The 18420-nt window shown below is 59.9% G+C and carries 15 protein-coding genes; 12 read left to right on the plus strand and 3 right to left on the minus strand.

Annotated elements, in window-relative coordinates:
- Window positions 1–268: 268 nt before the first annotated feature.
- The 8 genes from ASF70_RS04220 (at window position 269) to ASF70_RS04255 (ending at window position 9608) form a co-directional block, all read left to right on the plus strand.
- Window positions 269–1345 carry a LacI family DNA-binding transcriptional regulator gene (locus ASF70_RS04220; RefSeq protein ID WP_062577710.1) on the plus strand — a complete coding sequence of 359 codons (1077 nt, stop codon included), beginning with the start codon at window positions 269–271 and terminating at the stop codon, window positions 1343–1345.
- 66 nt (window positions 1346–1411) lie between these two features.
- Window positions 1412–2698: an extracellular solute-binding protein gene (locus tag ASF70_RS04225; RefSeq protein ID WP_062577711.1), complete on the plus strand. Its 1287-nt coding sequence runs from the start codon at window positions 1412–1414 to the stop codon at window positions 2696–2698.
- 78 nt (window positions 2699–2776) lie between these two features.
- Entirely contained in the window at window positions 2777–3685 is a 909-nt protein-coding gene (locus ASF70_RS04230) for a sugar ABC transporter permease (protein ID WP_062577712.1), read from the plus strand.
- A 12-nt stretch (window positions 3686–3697) separates the two neighbouring features.
- A complete protein-coding gene (locus ASF70_RS04235) occupies window positions 3698–4540 on the plus strand; it encodes a carbohydrate ABC transporter permease (protein ID WP_062577714.1) in 843 nt (280 codons plus the stop codon).
- Window positions 4541–4598: 58 nt separating this feature from the next.
- Window positions 4599–5924 (plus strand): alpha-glucosidase/alpha-galactosidase, encoded by a 1326-nt coding sequence (locus tag ASF70_RS04240; protein ID WP_062577716.1) that lies wholly within the window; start codon window positions 4599–4601, stop codon window positions 5922–5924.
- A 63-nt stretch (window positions 5925–5987) separates the two neighbouring features.
- Complete coding sequence (gene ugpC / locus ASF70_RS04245) at window positions 5988–7040, plus strand: sn-glycerol-3-phosphate ABC transporter ATP-binding protein UgpC (RefSeq protein WP_062577719.1); 1053 nt, start codon at window positions 5988–5990, stop codon at window positions 7038–7040.
- Between the two features lie 832 nt (window positions 7041–7872).
- Entirely contained in the window at window positions 7873–8901 is a 1029-nt protein-coding gene (locus ASF70_RS04250; RefSeq protein WP_062577721.1) for a four-carbon acid sugar kinase family protein, read from the plus strand.
- A 2-nt stretch (window positions 8902–8903) separates the two neighbouring features.
- Window positions 8904–9608, plus strand: coding sequence for a FadR/GntR family transcriptional regulator (locus tag ASF70_RS04255; RefSeq protein ID WP_062577723.1), 705 nt, complete (start codon window positions 8904–8906; stop codon window positions 9606–9608).
- 93 nt (window positions 9609–9701) lie between these two features.
- On the opposite strand, the gene ASF70_RS04260 is transcribed toward ASF70_RS04255, so the two are convergent.
- Genes ASF70_RS04260 through ASF70_RS04270 form a run of 3 tightly spaced genes read right to left on the minus strand, consistent with a single transcriptional unit; the run spans window position 9702 to window position 12972 of the window.
- Window positions 9702–10823 carry an iron-containing alcohol dehydrogenase gene (locus ASF70_RS04260; protein WP_062577725.1) on the minus strand — a complete coding sequence of 374 codons (1122 nt, stop codon included), beginning with the start codon at window positions 10821–10823 and terminating at the stop codon, window positions 9702–9704.
- Window positions 10820–11779, minus strand: coding sequence for a 4-hydroxythreonine-4-phosphate dehydrogenase PdxA (pdxA, locus tag ASF70_RS04265; RefSeq protein WP_062459984.1), 960 nt, complete (start codon window positions 11777–11779; stop codon window positions 10820–10822). Before pdxA ends, ASF70_RS04260 begins: the two co-directional genes overlap by 4 nt.
- Window positions 11776–12972 carry an exo-alpha-sialidase gene (locus ASF70_RS04270; protein WP_062577727.1) on the minus strand — a complete coding sequence of 399 codons (1197 nt, stop codon included), beginning with the start codon at window positions 12970–12972 and terminating at the stop codon, window positions 11776–11778. The genes pdxA and ASF70_RS04270 overlap by 4 nt, the downstream gene beginning before the upstream one ends.
- A gap of 348 nt (window positions 12973–13320) precedes the next feature.
- On the opposite strand from ASF70_RS04270, the gene ASF70_RS04275 reads away from it, so the two are divergent.
- From ASF70_RS04275 to ASF70_RS04290, 4 genes are all read left to right on the plus strand, one after another.
- On the plus strand, window positions 13321–14838 hold the full coding sequence (locus ASF70_RS04275; protein WP_062577729.1) for an ABC transporter substrate-binding protein: 1518 nt from the start codon (window positions 13321–13323) through the stop codon (window positions 14836–14838).
- Between the two features lie 97 nt (window positions 14839–14935).
- Entirely contained in the window at window positions 14936–15850 is a 915-nt protein-coding gene (locus ASF70_RS04280; RefSeq protein WP_062578371.1) for an ABC transporter permease, read from the plus strand.
- A gap of 14 nt (window positions 15851–15864) precedes the next feature.
- Window positions 15865–16794, plus strand: coding sequence for an ABC transporter permease (locus ASF70_RS04285; protein WP_062578373.1), 930 nt, complete (start codon window positions 15865–15867; stop codon window positions 16792–16794).
- The gene (locus tag ASF70_RS04290; protein ID WP_062577732.1) at window positions 16787–18412 is read left to right on the plus strand and encodes an ABC transporter ATP-binding protein; all 1626 of its coding nucleotides are present in this window, start codon (window positions 16787–16789) and stop codon (window positions 18410–18412) included. The genes ASF70_RS04285 and ASF70_RS04290 overlap by 8 nt, the downstream gene beginning before the upstream one ends.
- Window positions 18413–18420 lie beyond the last annotated feature (8 nt).

The raw sequence follows: 18420 nt of genomic DNA on the forward strand, positions 1-18420 counted from the left end.
TGAAGGAGCCACTTACTGGGGACGGGCTTTTTCAAGATCATGCAAAGCCATTGGGTCCGGAGCCTCCTCAGCATCCCGCTGTAGGCGAGACCGTGAAGCGGATCTCCCATACGCTGAAGGCAACAAAAGCTACCTCCGACGGTCACCTATTCCCTTCCAGAAAGGACGCGACGATGCGATTGATTTCGCCTCCATGTGAGGGCTTGACAGCCCGTCGCTCGTGCTAATACGTATTAGCTAATACGATTTAGCAAGTGTAGGGTCCGCGATGAACCGCAAGTCCACGGGTGAACATTCGGCCGCCGCTGCACCGACAAGCGCTGATGTCGCACGCCTCGCGGGTGTCTCCCAAGCGACCATTTCCCTCGTGCTCAATGGCCGGGATAGTGCCGTGCGCATTTCTCCGGAGACACGGGAACGCGTGATGTCCGCCGCTGCCCAGTTGGGCTACACGCCCAATCATGCCGCCAGAAGCCTGCGGCAGCGCAGCACCAAGATCATCACTTTCATTCTGCCGACCTTGGAGAATCCGTACTTCCTAGAGATCGCGAGTGCGGCGCAAGCGGAAGCCAGTTTGCGCGGATATTCGGTCACGATCATTTCGTCCCGCAACGAACTGAGCGAGTTTCACACTGCGCTCTTGTTGCAAGGGGCGGCTTACGACGGGATCATCGTCGCAGGACACAATAACTGCGCTGCTCCGGAACTACCTGCTCTCGTAAAGCGCGGTGTCGGCGTTGTCGTGCTGCAGGAGCCTAGCCCCGCACCGGGAATTCAAAGCGTCCGCGTCGATCTTGAGAGAGGTGGATATATCGCCACCCGCCACCTCATTTCGCTTGGACATCGGCGCATCGCACACTTTACCCAGGCGTTGCGAAGTTCGCATGGCGGGCACGACCGTATCGATGGCTATATGCATGCGCTTTCCGAGGCTGGTCTGCCATTCGATGAAGATCTCGTTGTGGTGACCGAGAATTCGCTATCAGGCGGTGTCCTCGCCCTTGACCGCATCCTGGCGCTTGACGTCCCGCCGACGGCTCTCTTCGCCTATAACGACCGGCTCGCGATCGGCGCTTTGCATGGATTGCGCAAGCGCGGGCTGAGGGTGCCGGATGATTTCGCCGTCGTCGGTTTCGATGGCATTGCCTTCGGTGGCTTTACTGCCCCGACGTTGACAACAGTCGACAGCTCCCGGGAGGAGCTCGGGAAGCTGGCAATGCAAGCGGTCATAGATGCAATCGATAAGAAGGAAGGGCGGCAGGATCATCTGCTGCCCGTCAGGCTACTTGTGCGCGAATCGTGCGGTGGAACGGAGGTCGATTCGGAGGGAATGCCGCACAACTGAAAACGTGCCTTCCCGGCATGTGTGTCGAGGGAGGCGTTGGAAAATTGACACTCATGGGAGGAAGACATGACGCAATTTATCAATCGACGTACCATTTTGAAGACCGGCGCAGGTCTCGGCGCGGGGCTTGTGACCGGCGCGCTCGGCATGCCGGCGCTTGCACAGGAAAAACAGCTGACATTTGCCGTCTGGGGCGGCGATTCAGAAGTTGCTGGCTACAGGAACGTGATCGCCAAATTTGAAAGCGCCAATCCCGGCGTCAAGGTCAAGCTTGATGTGATGCCGTTCGCGCAATTCTACCAGCAGGTCGATACGCGCCTTGCGGGCCGCCAGGCGCCCGACCTCTTCCGCGTGACCTATCAGCAGATCGGGCGATACGCGAGCAACAAGGCCGCCATCGACCTTACGCAGTATCTCGAGAAGGACTTCGGCAAGGGCTTCACACCTGCCGTCTGGAGCGCCGCCAACGTCAAGGGCACTCCCTACGCGCTGCCGCATCACACCGATACGTTTGCCCTGTTCTACAACGAGGAACTGTTGGAAAAGGCCAATATCGCGGTACCGTCCAGCCTCGACGAAGCTTGGACATGGGCGGCGTTCATCGACAACGCCAAAAAGCTCAAGACGCAGGGCGGCTCATCCTATCCGTTCGCCATGAGCTGGCAGAACGGCGCCGTGCATCGCTGGATGTTCTATCTCTACCAGCATGGCGGGCGCTTGCTGAGCGAGGACCTGACGGCCTCCCGCATCACCGAGAAGGCCGGCATCGAGACGATTGCATGGACACAGAGCTGGTTCACCGAAGGACTGGTTCCGCCCAGCACCTCGGTCAAGAGCGCCGAGAAGGTGCAGAACCTGTTCGCCAACGGCACGATCGCCATGATGCTGAATGGCAATTGGCAGATTCCCTTCGTCGAGCAGCAGATGAAGGCCAAATGGGGCGTCACCTACCTGCCGCGTGACGTCGCAATGGCCGACGATCTTGGCGGCACCTGCGTCGCGGTTTCCCGCGATAGCAAGACGCCAGAATTGGCCGCCGAGTTTGTCAAATTCCTCGTCAACGAGGAAAACATGCGCAGCTTCGTCAATACGGCCCAGCTTCTGCCGGTGCGCACGTCGATTGTGGACAAGGGGATCGAGTTCTCTCTACGGCCGAATGAGATGAAGGTCTTCGTAGAGCAGACGAAGACCATTCCCGAACATCTCGTCAGTACGGTCATCCATCCCAACTGGGGCAGGTTCAACCCCAAGATGGCCGACGAGCTCGATCTGGCTTTTACATCCGGCCAGTCTGCGGAGCAGACAGCCGAGAATATCCAAGCCCATATCGAGCGGCTTCTGCTGCGGGCCTGAACGAATCGTTAAACCCCTGAAATCTTATCAAAGCGAATGCAGGTCATGGCCCTCACCTCAATATCCCTTGAGAAGGCAATGAACGAGACTGCCACCAGCCGGTTTTCCGGCTGGTGGGCATCCTTCCGGCCGCGACTGACGCCTTATCTGTTCATCGCGCCCAATCTCGTTCTATTTTCGGTCTTCATCTTCTTTCCGCTTCTCTATGCGGCTTTCATCAGCGTGCACGAATGGTCCCTGATCGATGAACCGTTCTATATCGGCGCGGAAAACTACACTCGCCTCCTGACCGACTACCAGTTCTGGCAGGCGATAAAGAATACCGTCATCTATTCTGTGGCAACCGTGCCGACGAGCCTCGCCATTGGCCTGTTGCTCGCCGTCGGCCTCAACCGTGATCTCTATGCCCGCACGTTCTTGCGCAGCATCTACTTTCTCCCCGTCGTCGTGTCGAGCGTTGCGACGGCGATCATCGCAGCCTGGCTGTTCAACGACCATTACGGCGTCATCAACGCTTTGCTGAAGCTCGTTGGGATCCAGCCGGTCGCCTGGCTCTCGACCACAAGCTGGGCCCTGCCGTCGATCATCATCACGACGCTGTGGACGCGCGTTGGATTCTGTATGGTCGTCTATCTGGCGGCGCTGCAGTCGATTTCGCCGACCTATTACGAGGCCGCGTCAATCGACGGCGCCACCCGCCTTCAGCAGTTTCGCCACGTCACATGGCCGCTCCTGCGTCCCACGACATTCCTGCTGCTCATCCTCAACGTCATCCATTCCTTCCAGGTCTTCGACCTGATCTTCGTGATGACGGGTGGTGGTCCAGGTTTCTCGACGACGATGATCGTCCAATACATCTACCAGTCGGCATTCGCGACATCCGAAATGGGTTATGCGAGCGCCATGGGTATCGTCCTCTTCCTTCTGATCCTCCTGTTCACTCTGCTGCAGTGGCGCGTGAACAAGCGGACCGAAGAATTTGTGTAGGAGACCACGGCCATGATGGTCACCACTACTACTCCGACGAAAAAGCGGCTGGAAACGATCGGTCTTTGGGTTCTCATGGCGTTTGGCGCCGTCATCATGATCTTTCCGATCTACTGGATGTTCGTGACGGCAGTCAGGCCAAAGGATCAGATCTTCATCCCTGACGTCAACCTAATGCCCACGGGATGGGTCTGGCAGAACTTCGCCGACGCGCTGGCGCATATGCCGTTCCTGCATTGGTTCTGGAACTCGACCGTCATCGCCGTGGTGGCAGTGGCGATCACCGTCACCATCAACCTGCTGTGCGGTTATGCCTTCGCAAAGTTCAGGTTCGCCGGACGCGACGTGCTGTTTCTGGCGGTGCTGAGCGCCCTGATGATACCGGTCCAGGTCATCATCGTCCCGCTTTTCTTCGTCGTGTCCGAGCTTGGGCTGCTTAATTCCTACTGGGGCGTGATCCTGCCGCGTGCTGCCGAAGCTTTCGGCATCTTCATGGTACGCCAGTTCATGGTGTCGATCCCGGACGAGTTGATCGAGGCCGCGCGGCTTGATGGCGCCAGCGAGCTCACGATCTTTCGCAAGATCGTCCTGCCGTTGTCCAAGCCGATTATCGCGGTGCTGATCATCTTCACCTTCATGTGGCGGTGGAACGACTTCGTAATGCCCTTGGTCATGCTCACTGATCAGGAGATGTACACCGTCCAGCTCGGCCTCAACCTGCTCAAGGGCCAGTACAACACCGAATGGACGGACATCATGTCCATCGCGCTTTTGTCCCTAGTGCCGATGCTCGTCATTTTCGTGTTTTTCCAGCGCCAACTGATCCAGGGCATTGCCGGAACGGGCCTCAAGTAAGCCGGCTCACAAGACTTGGTGGCGATGCAAATTTGAATTCTACGTGAAAGGACTACCTATGTTGAAAGTTGCCATGATCGGCGCCGGCAGCGTCGTCTTCGTCAAGAATCTGCTGACCGACATTCTTGATTTCCCGGAACTCCGCGATGTCACCATCACGCTCCACGACATCGACCAGGAGCGGCTGGAGACGGCGGGCATGATGACCCGCTGGACGGCGGCGCAGTTCGACGCGAACCCGGTCATCGAAGAACATCTCGACCGGCGGGCTGCATTGAAGGATGCGGATTTCGTCATCAACATGGTACAGATCGGCATGCACGAGGCGACGCTGCTGGATTTCGAAATCCCGCGCAAATACGGCCTCAAGCAGACCATCGCAGACAGCCTCGGCATCGGCGGCATGTTCCGCGGCCTGCGCACCATTCCGTTCATGCTGGATCTCGTCGCCGACATGCGCGAACTCTGCCCGGACGCGGTCCTGCTCAACTACACCAACCCGATGAGCATCCTGACCCAGGCCGTCTACGAAGCCTATCCGGAGCAGAAGGTGATTGGCCTCTGCCACAACGTGCAGAACACCGCGCATGAGCTCGCATCCTATCTCGACGTCCCGGTCGAAAGCTTGTCCTACGATTGCGCCGGCATCAACCACATGACCTGGTTCCTGAAACTCAAGATCGACGACGAGGATGCCTATCCCCGGCTCTGGGCGGCCATGGAGAATCCGGAAATCTTTGCCAAGGACAAGGTCCGCTTCGAACTGATGCGTTCCTTCGGCCGCTTCATCAGCGAGTCCAGCGAGCACAATGCGGAATACACGCCCTATTTCCTGAAGAGCGAAGCAGATATCGCCGCGTACGACGTTCCAGTTGATGAGTACATCCGTCGTAGCGTTCGCAACCTTGGTCGCTATGCCGAGACCCGCCGCAAGCTCTTGGCGGGAGAGACCTTCCCGCTGGAGCGCTCGCGCGAATACGGTTCGCTGATCATTCATGCGATGGCGACCGGCAAACCGCAGTTGATCTACGGCAACGTCCGCAACGATGGCCTGATCGACAACCTTCCGGACGGATGCTGCGTCGAGGTTCCAGTCGTCGTCGACAAGAGCGGCATGCGCGCCTGCAATGCCGGCTCGTTGCCGCCTGAGCTTGCCGGGTACTGCGCCCCACATGTCTACGTTCAGGACCTGACCGTAAAGGCAGCGCTCAACGGCGATCGTGACCAAGTGCATCGCGCCGCCATGCTCGACCGCCATGCGACAAGCGTGCTGTCAATCAAGGACATCCGCGCCATGGTCGACGAACTGATCGAGGCCCACGGCGATGCGATGCCGGCAGGCATCCGCGGTCGGACCGCCACCACACTGCGCAAATCCGCTTGAGGAGAGGGCGGCGGACGCGATGCCGTGTCGCCGCCATTTCGACTGCAATAATGGGAGTAGATCATGGCTGACGTCAGCATTCGCAATGTCAAGAAATCGTATGGCGCGGTCGCGGCGATCCACGGGATCTCGGTCGACGTCGAGGACGGGGAGTTCGTCACGCTCGTCGGCCCTTCGGGCTGCGGAAAGTCGACTCTGCTGCGCATGATCGCCGGGCTGGAAAGCATCACCGGCGGCGATATCAGCATCGGTGGCCGAGTGGTAAACAATGTGCCGCCGAAAGACCGAGACATTGCCATGGTCTTCCAGAACTATGCGCTGTACCCGCATATGACGGTGGCCGAAAACATGGGTTTTTCACTTCAGCTCAAGGGCCTGCCCAAAGCTGAGATTGCCGAGAAGGTCAAAAAGGCTGCCGAGATCCTTAGCCTCGACAAGCTACTCGAACGCCATCCGCGCCAGCTTTCCGGCGGCCAGCGCCAGCGCGTAGCCATGGGCCGCGCCATCGTTCGGGATCCGCAGGTCTTCCTGTTCGACGAGCCACTCTCCAATCTCGATGCAAAGCTACGCGTGCAGATGCGCACCGAGATTAAGGCGATGCACCAGCGCCTGAAAACCACGACGATTTACGTCACCCATGACCAGATCGAAGCGATGACCATGGCAGACAAGATCGTCGTCATGCATGGTGGCATCATCGAACAGGTCGGCGCACCGCTCGAGCTTTATGACCGGCCGGCCAATTTGTTCGTTGCCGGCTTCATCGGCTCGCCTTCCATGAACGTTCTGGAAGGCCGCATCGAATCCTCCGGTTTCGCCTTCGGCGACCTAACGTTCCCGATCGCCAATGCGCCGTCGGGCTCCTCGGGCCGGCCGGCACGGTATGGCTTCCGTCCCGAGCACTTGATCATGTCCGGCGAGGGTATGCCGATGGAGATTGTCGTCGTCGAGCCGACCGGATCGGAGACCCAGGTTGTCGCGCGGGCGAACAATACTGAAATTACCTGCCTCTTCCGGGATCGTATCACGGCGCGGCCCGGCGAGATCATCCGCGTCATACCGGATGTTCAAAAGCTGCACCTCTTCGACAACGACGCCGGCTTGCGCCTCAACTAAGGAAAGGATTATCATCAATCAGCATGGCAAAGCCGTCACGGTTCTATGACCGGCCTTCAATCGAAAGAAACTCTGTCCACCGATATGCAACACGATGACCGTCCGATCGTCTCGTTGGCGACGAGCGATCCGGCGGGTATTAGCCCGGAACTGACCGGCGGCCTGCTTAAGCTCGCCGGTTTCAAGGAAAGGCCTATATCGCGCCAGATGTCGACGTAACCACCGAGCGCGCGCGATACCTGCAAAGCGCTGGGTGTTTGATAAGTCGACGATGTACCTAGCCGATCCCGGCTATAGTGATGACGCCATCTTCTTGCCAGATGCCCTGTCGTTCAAACTCAAGATGCGCGAGTTCAACGTGCTGAAAATGATTGAAATGCACGCGCCATCTCGCATATCCCGCTAACGGCCGTTGCAAGCTGTCTCTCGGTCGAGCGCATTGTCGGCGAAATCGAGTTGACGCGAGCCTGCCTGAAGGCTGCGGGCATCGACCAGCCTAGGGTCGTGGTCGCCGGATACAATCCGTATGCGGGCGAAAGCCGACAACATTGTCACGGACGCATTCAAGCGCGCTGATCTGGTCGAGAATGGCATGGTTCCCGGAAACACTTTTGGGGACTTTGACGGCTGGTCGTCTCGAATGATGATCACGGATCACGCCGTCGCGATTAGTCGTCGACGACGATGTCATTCATGCCAACCTCTCTGAAATTTAACACTGTTGCCCCAACCGAGCTCAATACGTTACATTTGTCATTTCACTCCATACCCATGTTGACTTATAAGCACTTTTCCGTGGTATAAAGCTTACAACATAAGTAGGTGGAGGCGTATGTTAGTCATTCTTGCGGACGACCTGACCGGTGCGCTCGACTCGGCGGCGCCTTTTGCCGGGCGAGGTATTCGCACCGACGTGGCGCTCAACCTTGATTCAATTACTAGGATCGTCGCCGATCGCCCCGACGTTCTGTCCATCAACCTCAACACCCGCGAAACAAGTGCCGGCGAAGCACGTGCCGCCACGGCTGCGACAATCGCCTTGCTGCCGCCGGGAATGCGGCTGTTCAAGAAGGTCGATTCCCGCCTCAAGGGAAATATCGTTGCCGAACTGGACGCCATCCCTTTCACACGTGCCCTCGTTGCGCCTGGGATACCAGAGTTCGGTCGGGTCGTTGCGAACGGATGTGTCACCGGCTTTGGTATCGACGCTCCGATCGTGATCGCCGACAGGCTCGGTGCGCACACAGCTCGTGCCCATATCCCTGACGCTAGCTCAGCCGCCGACATGGACGTTGCGCTCGACGTCGCTGAGAACAACGGGACCGATCTGCTGATCGGCGCTCGCGGTCTTGCAGAAGCGCTCGCCCGTCGCATGACGAACAAGGTCGATGCGCAGGCAGCGACCATCCCGTCCGGTCCGATCACATTTGTCATCGGTTCGCGCGATCCGATCACGCTTGCGCAGATCGACGCCCTGCGCAACGGCCACAGCCTGACGTATCTGCCTGCGCCGAACGGCCGGCTGGACGCGGAAAGTGGGACAAGACCTGATCTGATGCTGGTGCACGCGACGCCGGGTGAGGAAGAGGTCGATGCGCAGCTTGTGGCGGAAGCTCTGGCTGACGGCGTGCACGAGAACCTTGCCGGTTACGACGGAACGCTGCTTCTCTCCGGTGGAGCGACGGCGGAGGCGGTGCTGCGTCGGCTGGGCCTGTCGAGGCTGCGTCTGCATGGCGAATGCCTGCCGGGTCTTGGTCTTGCTTCGGCACAAGGGCGCTGCATTATTGCAAAATCGGGTGGCTTCGGTCATCCCCATACGTTGAAGCAAATTGCAGACATGGTCCTGCGAAAGGCAGGTTGACGATGGGACTGGAAACGGGAACCGCCCGCAAGGGCCTTGCGGATATCGTGTTCGAGCGGATGCTGCGCGCAATCAAGTCCGGTGCGTACAAGCCCGACGAGCGCCTGCCGACGGAACACGATCTGGCCGCCGAATTCGAGGTGTCCCGACCCGTCATCCGCGAAGCACTGAAACGGCTGCGCGACCAGAGCCTGATCTATTCAAGGCGCGGTGCCGGCAGTTTCGTCCGCTCGGTGGGCTTGCGCAATCCCCTCGGTTTCGGCCAATTGGAAAACGTCGCAGACCTTCTCAACTGTTACGAATTCCGCCTGACGATGGAGCCGGCTGCCGCCGCTGCCGCTGCCGCCCGTCACGATGCCGACAGTCTGAAGGCGATCCGCCAGGCGCTCGAACTGCTGCGCGATGCCACGAACCGTCAGTCACACCGCGAGGATGCCGACTTTCAGTTCCACCTCGCCATCGCCCGCGCCGCGCAGAACAATTATTTTACCACCGCCATGGAAGCCCTGAAGGATCATATTGCCGTCGGCATGAAATTTCACGGCGCCTCGATCAAGCGGGAAGCGTCCGGCCTGTCGCGCGTATTTGGCGAGCATGAAGCGATTGCGACGGCGATCGGCAACAGCAACGAGGATGATGCGCGCCGTCTGATGTTCGAGCATCTGAAGGGATCGCGGGAGAGGCTCTTTCAGTCGTCGCATCTCTAGCCTGGATCTTAAGGATCGCGAGCGATTTGACTTCGGTATAGTACGCAAAAGGCGGTGCTTGGCGGCACCGCCTTTTTCACTGGAGCGAGGTTCTCAGAAGCTCGCGCGATAGATCGCCAGAACGTCATCCACGCTCATATCGGCCGGGTTGTTGTCCATGAGGCGACGGATGGCATGCGCATCTGCGGCAAAGCGCGGAAGATCGGCTTCGGTCGCGCCATGTTTTTCCAATGACATCTCGATGCCGAGATCAGCACAGAAGCCATAGGCCTGCGCGGACAGGTCGGCCTGCGAGAGATTTTGGCCTAGCCCCAGCGCCTGTGCTACTTCCGCAGTCTTGTCCTTTGCCACTGGCGCGTTGAACGCCAAGACGTGGGGAAACACGATGGCATTGGCCAGTCCATGCGGCAGATGCAGCAGCGTGCCGAGCGGATAGGCGATGGCATGGCCTGCCGCGGTATTGACAGGCCCGAGGCAGATGCCGCCGTAATAGGACGCCAGCATCAGCCCTTCGCGGGCCTCACGATCTGCGCCGTCCTTGACCGCGCGGCCCAAGAACTTGCCGACGAGGTGAATGCCCATGCGCGCAAAACCGTCGATCATCGGATGCGAACGCTTGCTGGTGAAGGCCTCGACGCAATGCGCCATCGCATCGACTCCGGTTGCAGCGGTGACCGCCGGCGGAACCGAGTAGGTGAGTTCCGGGTCTAGCACTGCAAGATCGGCGATCAGGTGAGGGGATTCGACGGCAATCTTCGCGCCCTTTACGGGATCGGTGATCAGCGAGCGGATGCCGGCTTCGGAGCCTGTTCCAGCCGTGGTGGCAACCTGCGCCAGGCGCGTGCTGCGCCCCGCCACTTTGTTGGGTCCTGCGACATCGGACAGGGTCTGCTCGCTATCCCAAAGGGCCGCGACAAGCTTGGCGACGTCCATGACGGAACCGCCGCCGAGGCCGACGACGAGATCCGGCTTTGCGGCGCGCGCTGCCGCCAGTGCGGCATCAAGCGTTTCGATCTCCGGCTCGCCTGGAATGGCGTCGAACAGGGTAACCTTGCCCGGCAGTTTCAACCGGTCGACGAAACCAGCGGTAATCGGTGTTGCGATTACCAGCGCGGAGGAAACCGCTCCAGCCCAGTTGCCGACCTCGCCGACGCTACCGGCGCCGATGACAAGTCGTTTTGGTTGATGCAAGACGATTAATGGAGCGCTGCTCATGTCTGCTCTCCCTTGCCGCCGGCTACCAGCTTGCGGGCATAGGCGATGGCCGACAGCATGTTGCCGTGGTTGGCAATGCCCTTGCCGGCAATGTCGAAGGCTGTGCCGTGGTCGACGGATGTGCGGTCGATCGTGAGATCGACAGAGACGTTTACGGCCGTATCGAAAGCGACGAGCTTGATCGGGATATGGCCCTGATCGTGGTATTGCGCGACGACCAGGTCGAAGCCGCCGGAATAGGCACGGTGGAACACGGTGTCTGCCGAGATCGGGCCGTAGGCGTCGATGCCTTCGGCGCGGGCGGCAGCCACAGCCGGCGCGATCTGGTCGTCATCCTCGGTGCCGAACAGGCCGTTTTCACCGCAATGCGGATTGATACCGGCGACCGCGATGCGCGGACGCTCGTAACCGGTGCGCTTCAGGTGATTGTTGCCGGCCTTGATGGTGGCCAGCACCCGTTCGGTGGTGGCGCGGCGGATCGCTTCCTGCAGCGAGACATGGGTGGAAACGTGGATGACCTTCAGCTTTTCCGAAGCGAGCAGCATATAGGCGGCTGCCGATTTCGTCAGGCTGCGCAGCATGCCGGTATGGCCGTCGTAATGATGGCCGGCAAGGTTGAGGGCTTCCTTGTTGATTGGGGCGGTCACGATGCAGCCGATCACGCCGGCTTCGGAATCGCGCACGGCCTTTTCGATAAAGCGGAATGCCGCATCTCCGGCGACCGGTGAAAGCTGGCCCCAGGGTAGCGGTGCCCCTTCGATCGGCAGGTCAACGACATAGGCCGCAAGATCGATCTCGACGTTCAGCGCCTTGCGGGCGGCTTCCAGCGTCGGCAGGTTTCCATAGATGCGCGTGACCGCACGATCCGCGTCGCTCATTTCGGCCAGCGCCCGCACCGTGATTTCAGGTCCGACGCCGCAGGGGTCACCCATGGTGATGCCGATGATATTGCTCATGCTTGTTCTCCCGCTCCTGAACTGGCCCAGCCTGGCGCCAGACGAACGTATTTGATGGCGCGCCTGTAGTAGGTGTAGGCGATATGAAGGCTGCCGTCGTTACCCTCAAGCAGCGACGGATAGGACATTTCCTTGTTGTGACCGTCGATCGAATTGTTCGACAGGCAGGTGCCGGGACCATCCTCGATGATGATCCGTTGCGAGAAACTTTTTGCTTCGTCGTCGGAAATGCAGACGGTAACCGGCGCACGGGGCACACCCCAGATCGGCACGCAGCCGCCATCCGGATTGGCATCCGGCCGGTCGTCGTCTTCGCCCAACTCGTCGTAAAGCGAGGCGCGGCGGTCTGTGGACATGTCCGCATTGGTCGGGTTGCAGATCATCGCGATACGGCCATCCTGCAGGCGGGTTGCGGCGATCGATGAATTGTTGTTGGGAACGTCGGTCGCTTCGGGCGCGGACCATGTACGCCCGCCATCGACACTCTCGGTGCGATAGACGAAATCGGCCTGCCTGCGGCGGAACACGGCGGCGTATTTGTTGTCTCCGATGGACACCGGGCTCATATGGACGCAGCCGGTCGACTGCTCAAGATCGTCCAGACGCCAGGTTTTGCCGTGATCTTCGGAAATGCCGAGGGCTGCGCGATCATGGCTGCCGTTCCATTTCTGGCCAGGGCGCTGGATGCAGCGGAAGATCGGCAATAGCCAGGCTCCATCGTCGCGAACGGTCAGCGGTGCTCGAACGAAGCAGCCGCGCGGCAAATCGAGATAGCGTCCATCGCTGACCGTCAGTTTGGTCGCGTCACCGGCATCGCGATTTACCTCCGCCATGCGGATACGGCATTCGTCCTGATTGCCTGAAGGCTGAGACGTGTGGAACAAGAGCAGGCCGCCTTCAGGTGCCGCAAACAGAACCGGGTTCTGTTCGGAATGGGCGGGGTCGAAACTCAACCGCTGCGGCTCGCCCCATGTGTCAGACCCCGGCGCCAGAACGGAAGCAAAGATCGAGATATCCGACTTGCCTTCCAGCGTGCCGCCGAACCAGGCGCAGATCAGCGCGCCGTCTTCGGCGAGGTGCAGGAATGAGGCGTGGTTCTGGATCATCGGGGAAGCCAGCATGGCCTCGTGTCGTCCATTTCCGACGGCTTTCACCGTGCCGGTCATGACGGTTGCAATCTGTTCAGGCGTCATCGGCGTCTCCTCTGGCCACCGTGAAAATCACCAAAATAACAAAGTTGTCAAGTTTGAATGACGTTGAAATTTGAAGATTGAGGCCAGTTCTTCAGCCTCATCATCATGATAATAAATGTATTTATCCTCACGAAAGTTTGTCCAAATCCTATAGCGGAATAATTAATTTGACAAACTTGGTCAGACATCAGATGGTCTGCGTCAGCCCGCTTATGGCGACGAAACGGACGGAGGCATCCCGACCGACGCACAGGGCCACACGGAGGAATGCCTGAAGCGCACAGTCGGGAGACCATCGCAAGATGAGCACTGACCAGTGCGATCCGCAGCTAGAGGGAGGAGAATGACATGAAAACTTCGCATCTATTTGGAGCCTTTCTGTGCTCTGTCCTTGCACTTGGTACCGGTTTTTCTCCGGCGCAGGCTGCGTCGAGCGACATCAAAATCGTCTTGCCTGAGGAAGCCGACCTGCTTGAGCCCTGCATGGCGACGCGCTCCAATATCGGCCGCGTCATCATGGAGAATGTCAGCGAAACGCTGACCGAGCTCGATGTGCGCGGCAAGCAGGGCGTGATGCCGCGACTTGCTGAAAAGTGGGAGCAGACCGGCGACGGCACCTGGCGCTTCCATCTCCGCCAGGGCGTGACATTCTCCGACGGCAAAGCCTTCGGCGCCAAGGACGTCAAATACAGCTTCGATCGTATTTTCAGCGACAAGAACATCTGCGAATCCCGCCGTTACTTCGGCGGCATGAAGTTCGACGTGAAGATCGTCGACGAGACCACGATCGATTTCAAGGTCGATCCGGTGCAGCCAATCCTGCCGCTGCTGCTGTCGCTAGTCACGATCGTTCCGGAGGGCACGCCGCTCGAATTTATCCGCGAGCCGGTCGGCACCGGCCCGTACAAACTGTCCAACTGGACGCCGGGCCAGCAGATCGTGCTCGACGCGCGTGACGATTACTGGGGCAAGAAGCCAGCGGTTACCAAGGCGACCTACCTTTTCCGTTCCGATCCGGCCGTGCGCGCCGCCATGGTTCAGACCGGCGAAGCGGATCTTGCTCCGTCGATCTCGCAGGTGGAAGCGACCAACGACAAGACGGACTTCTCCTATCTCGACAGCGAAACCGTTTATCTTCGCATCGATGGCAATATCGCGCCGCTCAATGATGTCCGCGTCCGCAAGGCGCTGAACCTCGCCATCGACCGGGAGGCCTTTATCGGCACACTCGTGCCGCAGGACGCGGTTCTCGCAACGGCGCTTGTACCGCCGACGACACTCGGCTGGAATCCGGATGTGAAAGTTTTCCCGTATGATCCGGACGAGGCGAAGAAGCTGCTCGATGAGGCAAAAGCTGACGGTGTTGCAGTCGACACGCCGATCACCGTCGTCGCTCGAACAGCCAATTTCCCGAACGTGACGGAGATCATGGAAGCCATCCAGGCACAGTTGCAGGATGTAGGCTTCAAGATCGACCTCCGGTTTGTCGAAGTAGCCGAGCACGAGGTTTACTACTCGAAGCCGTTCAAGGAAGGTCGCGGTCCGCAGATCGTTGCCGCCATGCACGACAATTCCAAGGGTGATCCGTCCTTCACCATGTTCTTCAAATACGACTCGAAGGGCACCCAGTCGGGTTATTCCGATCCGAAGGTCGATGACCTCGTGTCCCGCGCCTCCGCTGCCACTGGTGATGAACGTGCAAAGCTGTGGTCGGAGCTGATCGCCTACGTCCACGACGATCTCGTCGCTGACGTTCTGCTCTTCCACATGGTTGGTTATTCCCGCGTGTCCGAACGTCTCGACTTCAAGCCGAGCATCGCCACCAACTCGATGCTGCAGCTCTCCGAGATCGGCATCAAGAACTAACGCGGACCATACTCCGAGGACGTATTCTGATCGTCCCAATCGAAGTGAAATGGGCGGCGCTCCTGCCGCCGTCCATTCCAGCAAGATCGAGGTCACCATGCTCACTTTCGTTCGCAAGCGCGCCTTTGCCAGCCTCATCTCGCTCGTCGGGTTGCTGGTCATGGTGTTTTTCCTGTCGCGCCTGACAGGCGACCCGGCTTCCCTTTTTCTCCCCGTCGAAGCATCGGCCGAAATGAAGGCCGAGTTCCGTGCACTGCACGGCCTCGATCAGCCGCTTCTCGTGCAGTTCGGCCAGTATGTCGGCAATGTCGTAACCGGTGACCTCGGCGAAAGCCTGCGCAAGGCGCGCCCGGCACTCGATGTCGTTCTCGAAGCCTTCACCTGGACGCTGTGGCTTGCCGTCATCACCATGACGCTGGTCACCATCGCGGCCATCGTCGTCGGCTCGCTTGCCGCGTTTCGCACCGGCGGCTTCTTCGACCGGTTTTCCTCGATGGTGTCGCTGATCGGCGCTTCCGTCCCGGATTTCTGGCTCGCGATCGTCGCGATCGTGGCGTTTGCCATCCAGCTGTCCTGGTTGCCGACCTCGGGCACGGGCACGCTTTCGCACTGGATCCTGCCGATCTGCGTGCTGTTCGTGCGCCCATTCGGTATCATCGTCCAGGTGGTGCGCGGCTCGATGATTTCGGCGCTGTCTTCGGCTTATGTGAAGACGGCTCGCGCCAAGGGCGTGAAATCAGGGCCGATCATCTTTATCCACGCCCTGCGCAACGCCATGCTGCCGGTCATAACCGTGATCGGCGATCAGGCTGCCAGCCTTCTCAACGGCGCGGTCATCGTCGAAACCATCTTCGGTTTCCCGGGCGTCGGCAAGCTGATGATAGACAGCATCCTGCAGCGAGACTTCAACGTCGTGCTGGCGGCGATCCTTGTCACCGCTTTCGCCATCTTCCTCATGAACCTCGTGATCGACCTTGCCTATGCTCTGCTTGATCCACGCATCCGCTACTGAGGATCGACATGACCATGGCCGTCCCATCCCCCGCGCCCGAAAATGCCATTGCCGCCGAGCCGGGCTTCTTCGTCCGCATGGCGCGTATGCTGTGGGCCGACAAGTTCGCGCTCTGCGCCGCGATATTTCTGGTGTTCGTCATTGTGATGGCGATCATCGGCCCGACCCTTCTCGATGATCTCGCCACCAAGCAGAACCTGCGCGGCCGCAACCTTGCGCCGTTCGATTTCAGCCGCGACTGGTTCATGTGGCTCGGAGCCGATGCGCTGGGTCGCCCGCTCTGGCCGCGCATCATTGTCGCCACGCAAAACACGATCATGGTCGCGGCAGGTGCCGTGCTGATCTCCGCTGTCATCGGCACGCTGCTTGGCCTGATCGCCGGCTTCGCGTCGGAGCGGACGAGCCAGGTCATCATGCGTATCGCCGACGTCATCATGTCCTTCCCGTCGCTGCTGGTCGCGGTGATCGTTCTCTATATTCTCGGCTCCTCCATCCTCAACCTGATGCTGGTTCTGTCGATCACCCGTATCCCGGTCTATCTGCGCACCACCCGCGCCGAAGTTCTCGAAATCAAGAGCCGCATGTTCGTGCAGGCCGCCCGCGTCATGGGCGCATCGTCCAAGCGCATTCTCTTCCGCCACATCCTGCCCGTCGTCTTCCCGACGCTGATGACGCTTGCCACACTCGACTTTGCCTATGTGATGCTGGCCGAAAGCGCGCTTTCCTTCCTCGGCATCGGAATCCAGCCGCCGGAAATCACCTGGGGCCTGATGATTGCCCAGGGGCGCCAGTACCTCACCAACGCCTGGTGGCTGTCCTTCTGGCCCGGCCTTGCAATTATCCTGACCACGCTGTCGCTCAACCTTCTCTCCAACTGGCTGCGGATTGCGCTCGACCCCGTCCAGCGCTGGCGCCTGGAAATGAAAGGATCGAAAAATGGCTGATCATCTTCTCGAGGTCCGCGATCTCTCCGTCGACTTTCATACGGTGACCGGCACCGTCCACGCCGTGCGCAACATCTCCTACTATCTCGACCGTGGCGAAACGCTCGCCATCCTCGGAGAAAGCGGTTCGGGCAAATCGGTATCGTCAGCGGCGATCATGAACCTGATCGACATGCCGCCGGGCAAGATCACATCGGGCGAGATCCTTCTCGACGGCAAGGATCTCTTGAAAATGTCGGGGGAGGCTCGCCGCGCGGTCAACGGCCGGCGCATCGCGATGATTTTTCAGGATCCGCTCAGCCACCTCAACCCGGTCTATAGCGTCGGCTGGCAGATGCGCGAGGCGCTAAAAACCCACGGCATCAGCACCACACAGGCGCAGGCCGAAGCCTTGCGTCTCTTCAAGCGCGTGGCGCTGCCGGATCCTGAAGCTGCGCTCGACAAATATCCGCACGAGTTTTCCGGCGGCCAGCGTCAGCGCGTCATGATCGCCATGGCGCTGGCGCTCAAACCCGACCTGCTGATTGCCGACGAGCCGACCACCGCGCTCGATGTCACCGTACAGGCGGAAGTGCTGGCACTTTTGAAGGAATTGCAGCGCGAAACGGGAATGGGTGTTCTGATCATCACCCACGATCTCGGCGTCGTCTCTGAGGTCGCCGACCGCGTCGTCGTGATGGAAAAGGGCCAGCTTGTCGAAAGCGGCACTGTGCGCGACGTCTACCGCAACCCTCAGCACGCCTACACCAAGAAGCTGATCGCCGCCGCCCCCGGCAAGGGCGACATGCATGAGCCGGACGCACACGGCGCATCGATCCTCAGCGTCAAGGATGTCCGCAAGTTCTATGGGGGCTTCGAAGCGCTGAAGGGCGTGTCCTTCGAGCTGAAGCCCGGTGAAACCGTCGCCGTCGTTGGCGAAAGCGGGTCGGGAAAATCGACGCTTGCCCGCGTCCTGTTGCGCCTCGAAGAGCCAGATGGCGGCACTGCGCGCTGGAAGGGCAAGGACCTCTTCACGATGTCGCCGGGCGACCTGTTCAAGCTGCGCCGCGATCTGCAGATGGTGTTTCAGGACCCGACCCAGTCGCTCAATCCGCGCATGACGGTCTATCAGCTGATCTCCGAGGCCTGGGTCATCCATCCGGAAATCCTGCCCAAAGCCAAGTGGCGCGCGCGGGCCGCGGAACTGCTCGATCAGGTCGGCCTGTCGCCTGAGCATATGGGGCGCTATCCGCACCAGTTTTCCGGCGGTCAGCGCCAGCGCATCGCCATTGCCCGCGCCCTTGCGCTCGAGCCGCAACTGATCGTCTGCGACGAGGCCGTGTCGGCACTCGACGTGTCTGTCCAGGCGCAGGTGATCCGGCTGCTCGACGGCTTGCGCAAGAAGATGGGCATCGCCTTTATCTTCATCGCCCACGACCTGCCGCTGGTGCGCGATTTCGCCGATTACGTGATGGTCATGCAGAAGGGCGAGGTCGTCGAGTTCGGCACTGTCACGCAGGTCTTCGACAATCCGCAAATGCCCTATACGCAGGCGCTTCTTGCCGCCAGTCTCGACCCCGACCCGGACGTGCAGGCCACAAACCGCAATGCGCGCCTCGCACGCGTTTCCCAGATTTGATCCCGGAG

Origin of the sequence: Rhizobium sp. Leaf321 (assembly GCF_001423215.1) — a bacterium.
GTDB lineage: Bacteria > Pseudomonadota > Alphaproteobacteria > Rhizobiales > Rhizobiaceae > Neorhizobium > Neorhizobium soli.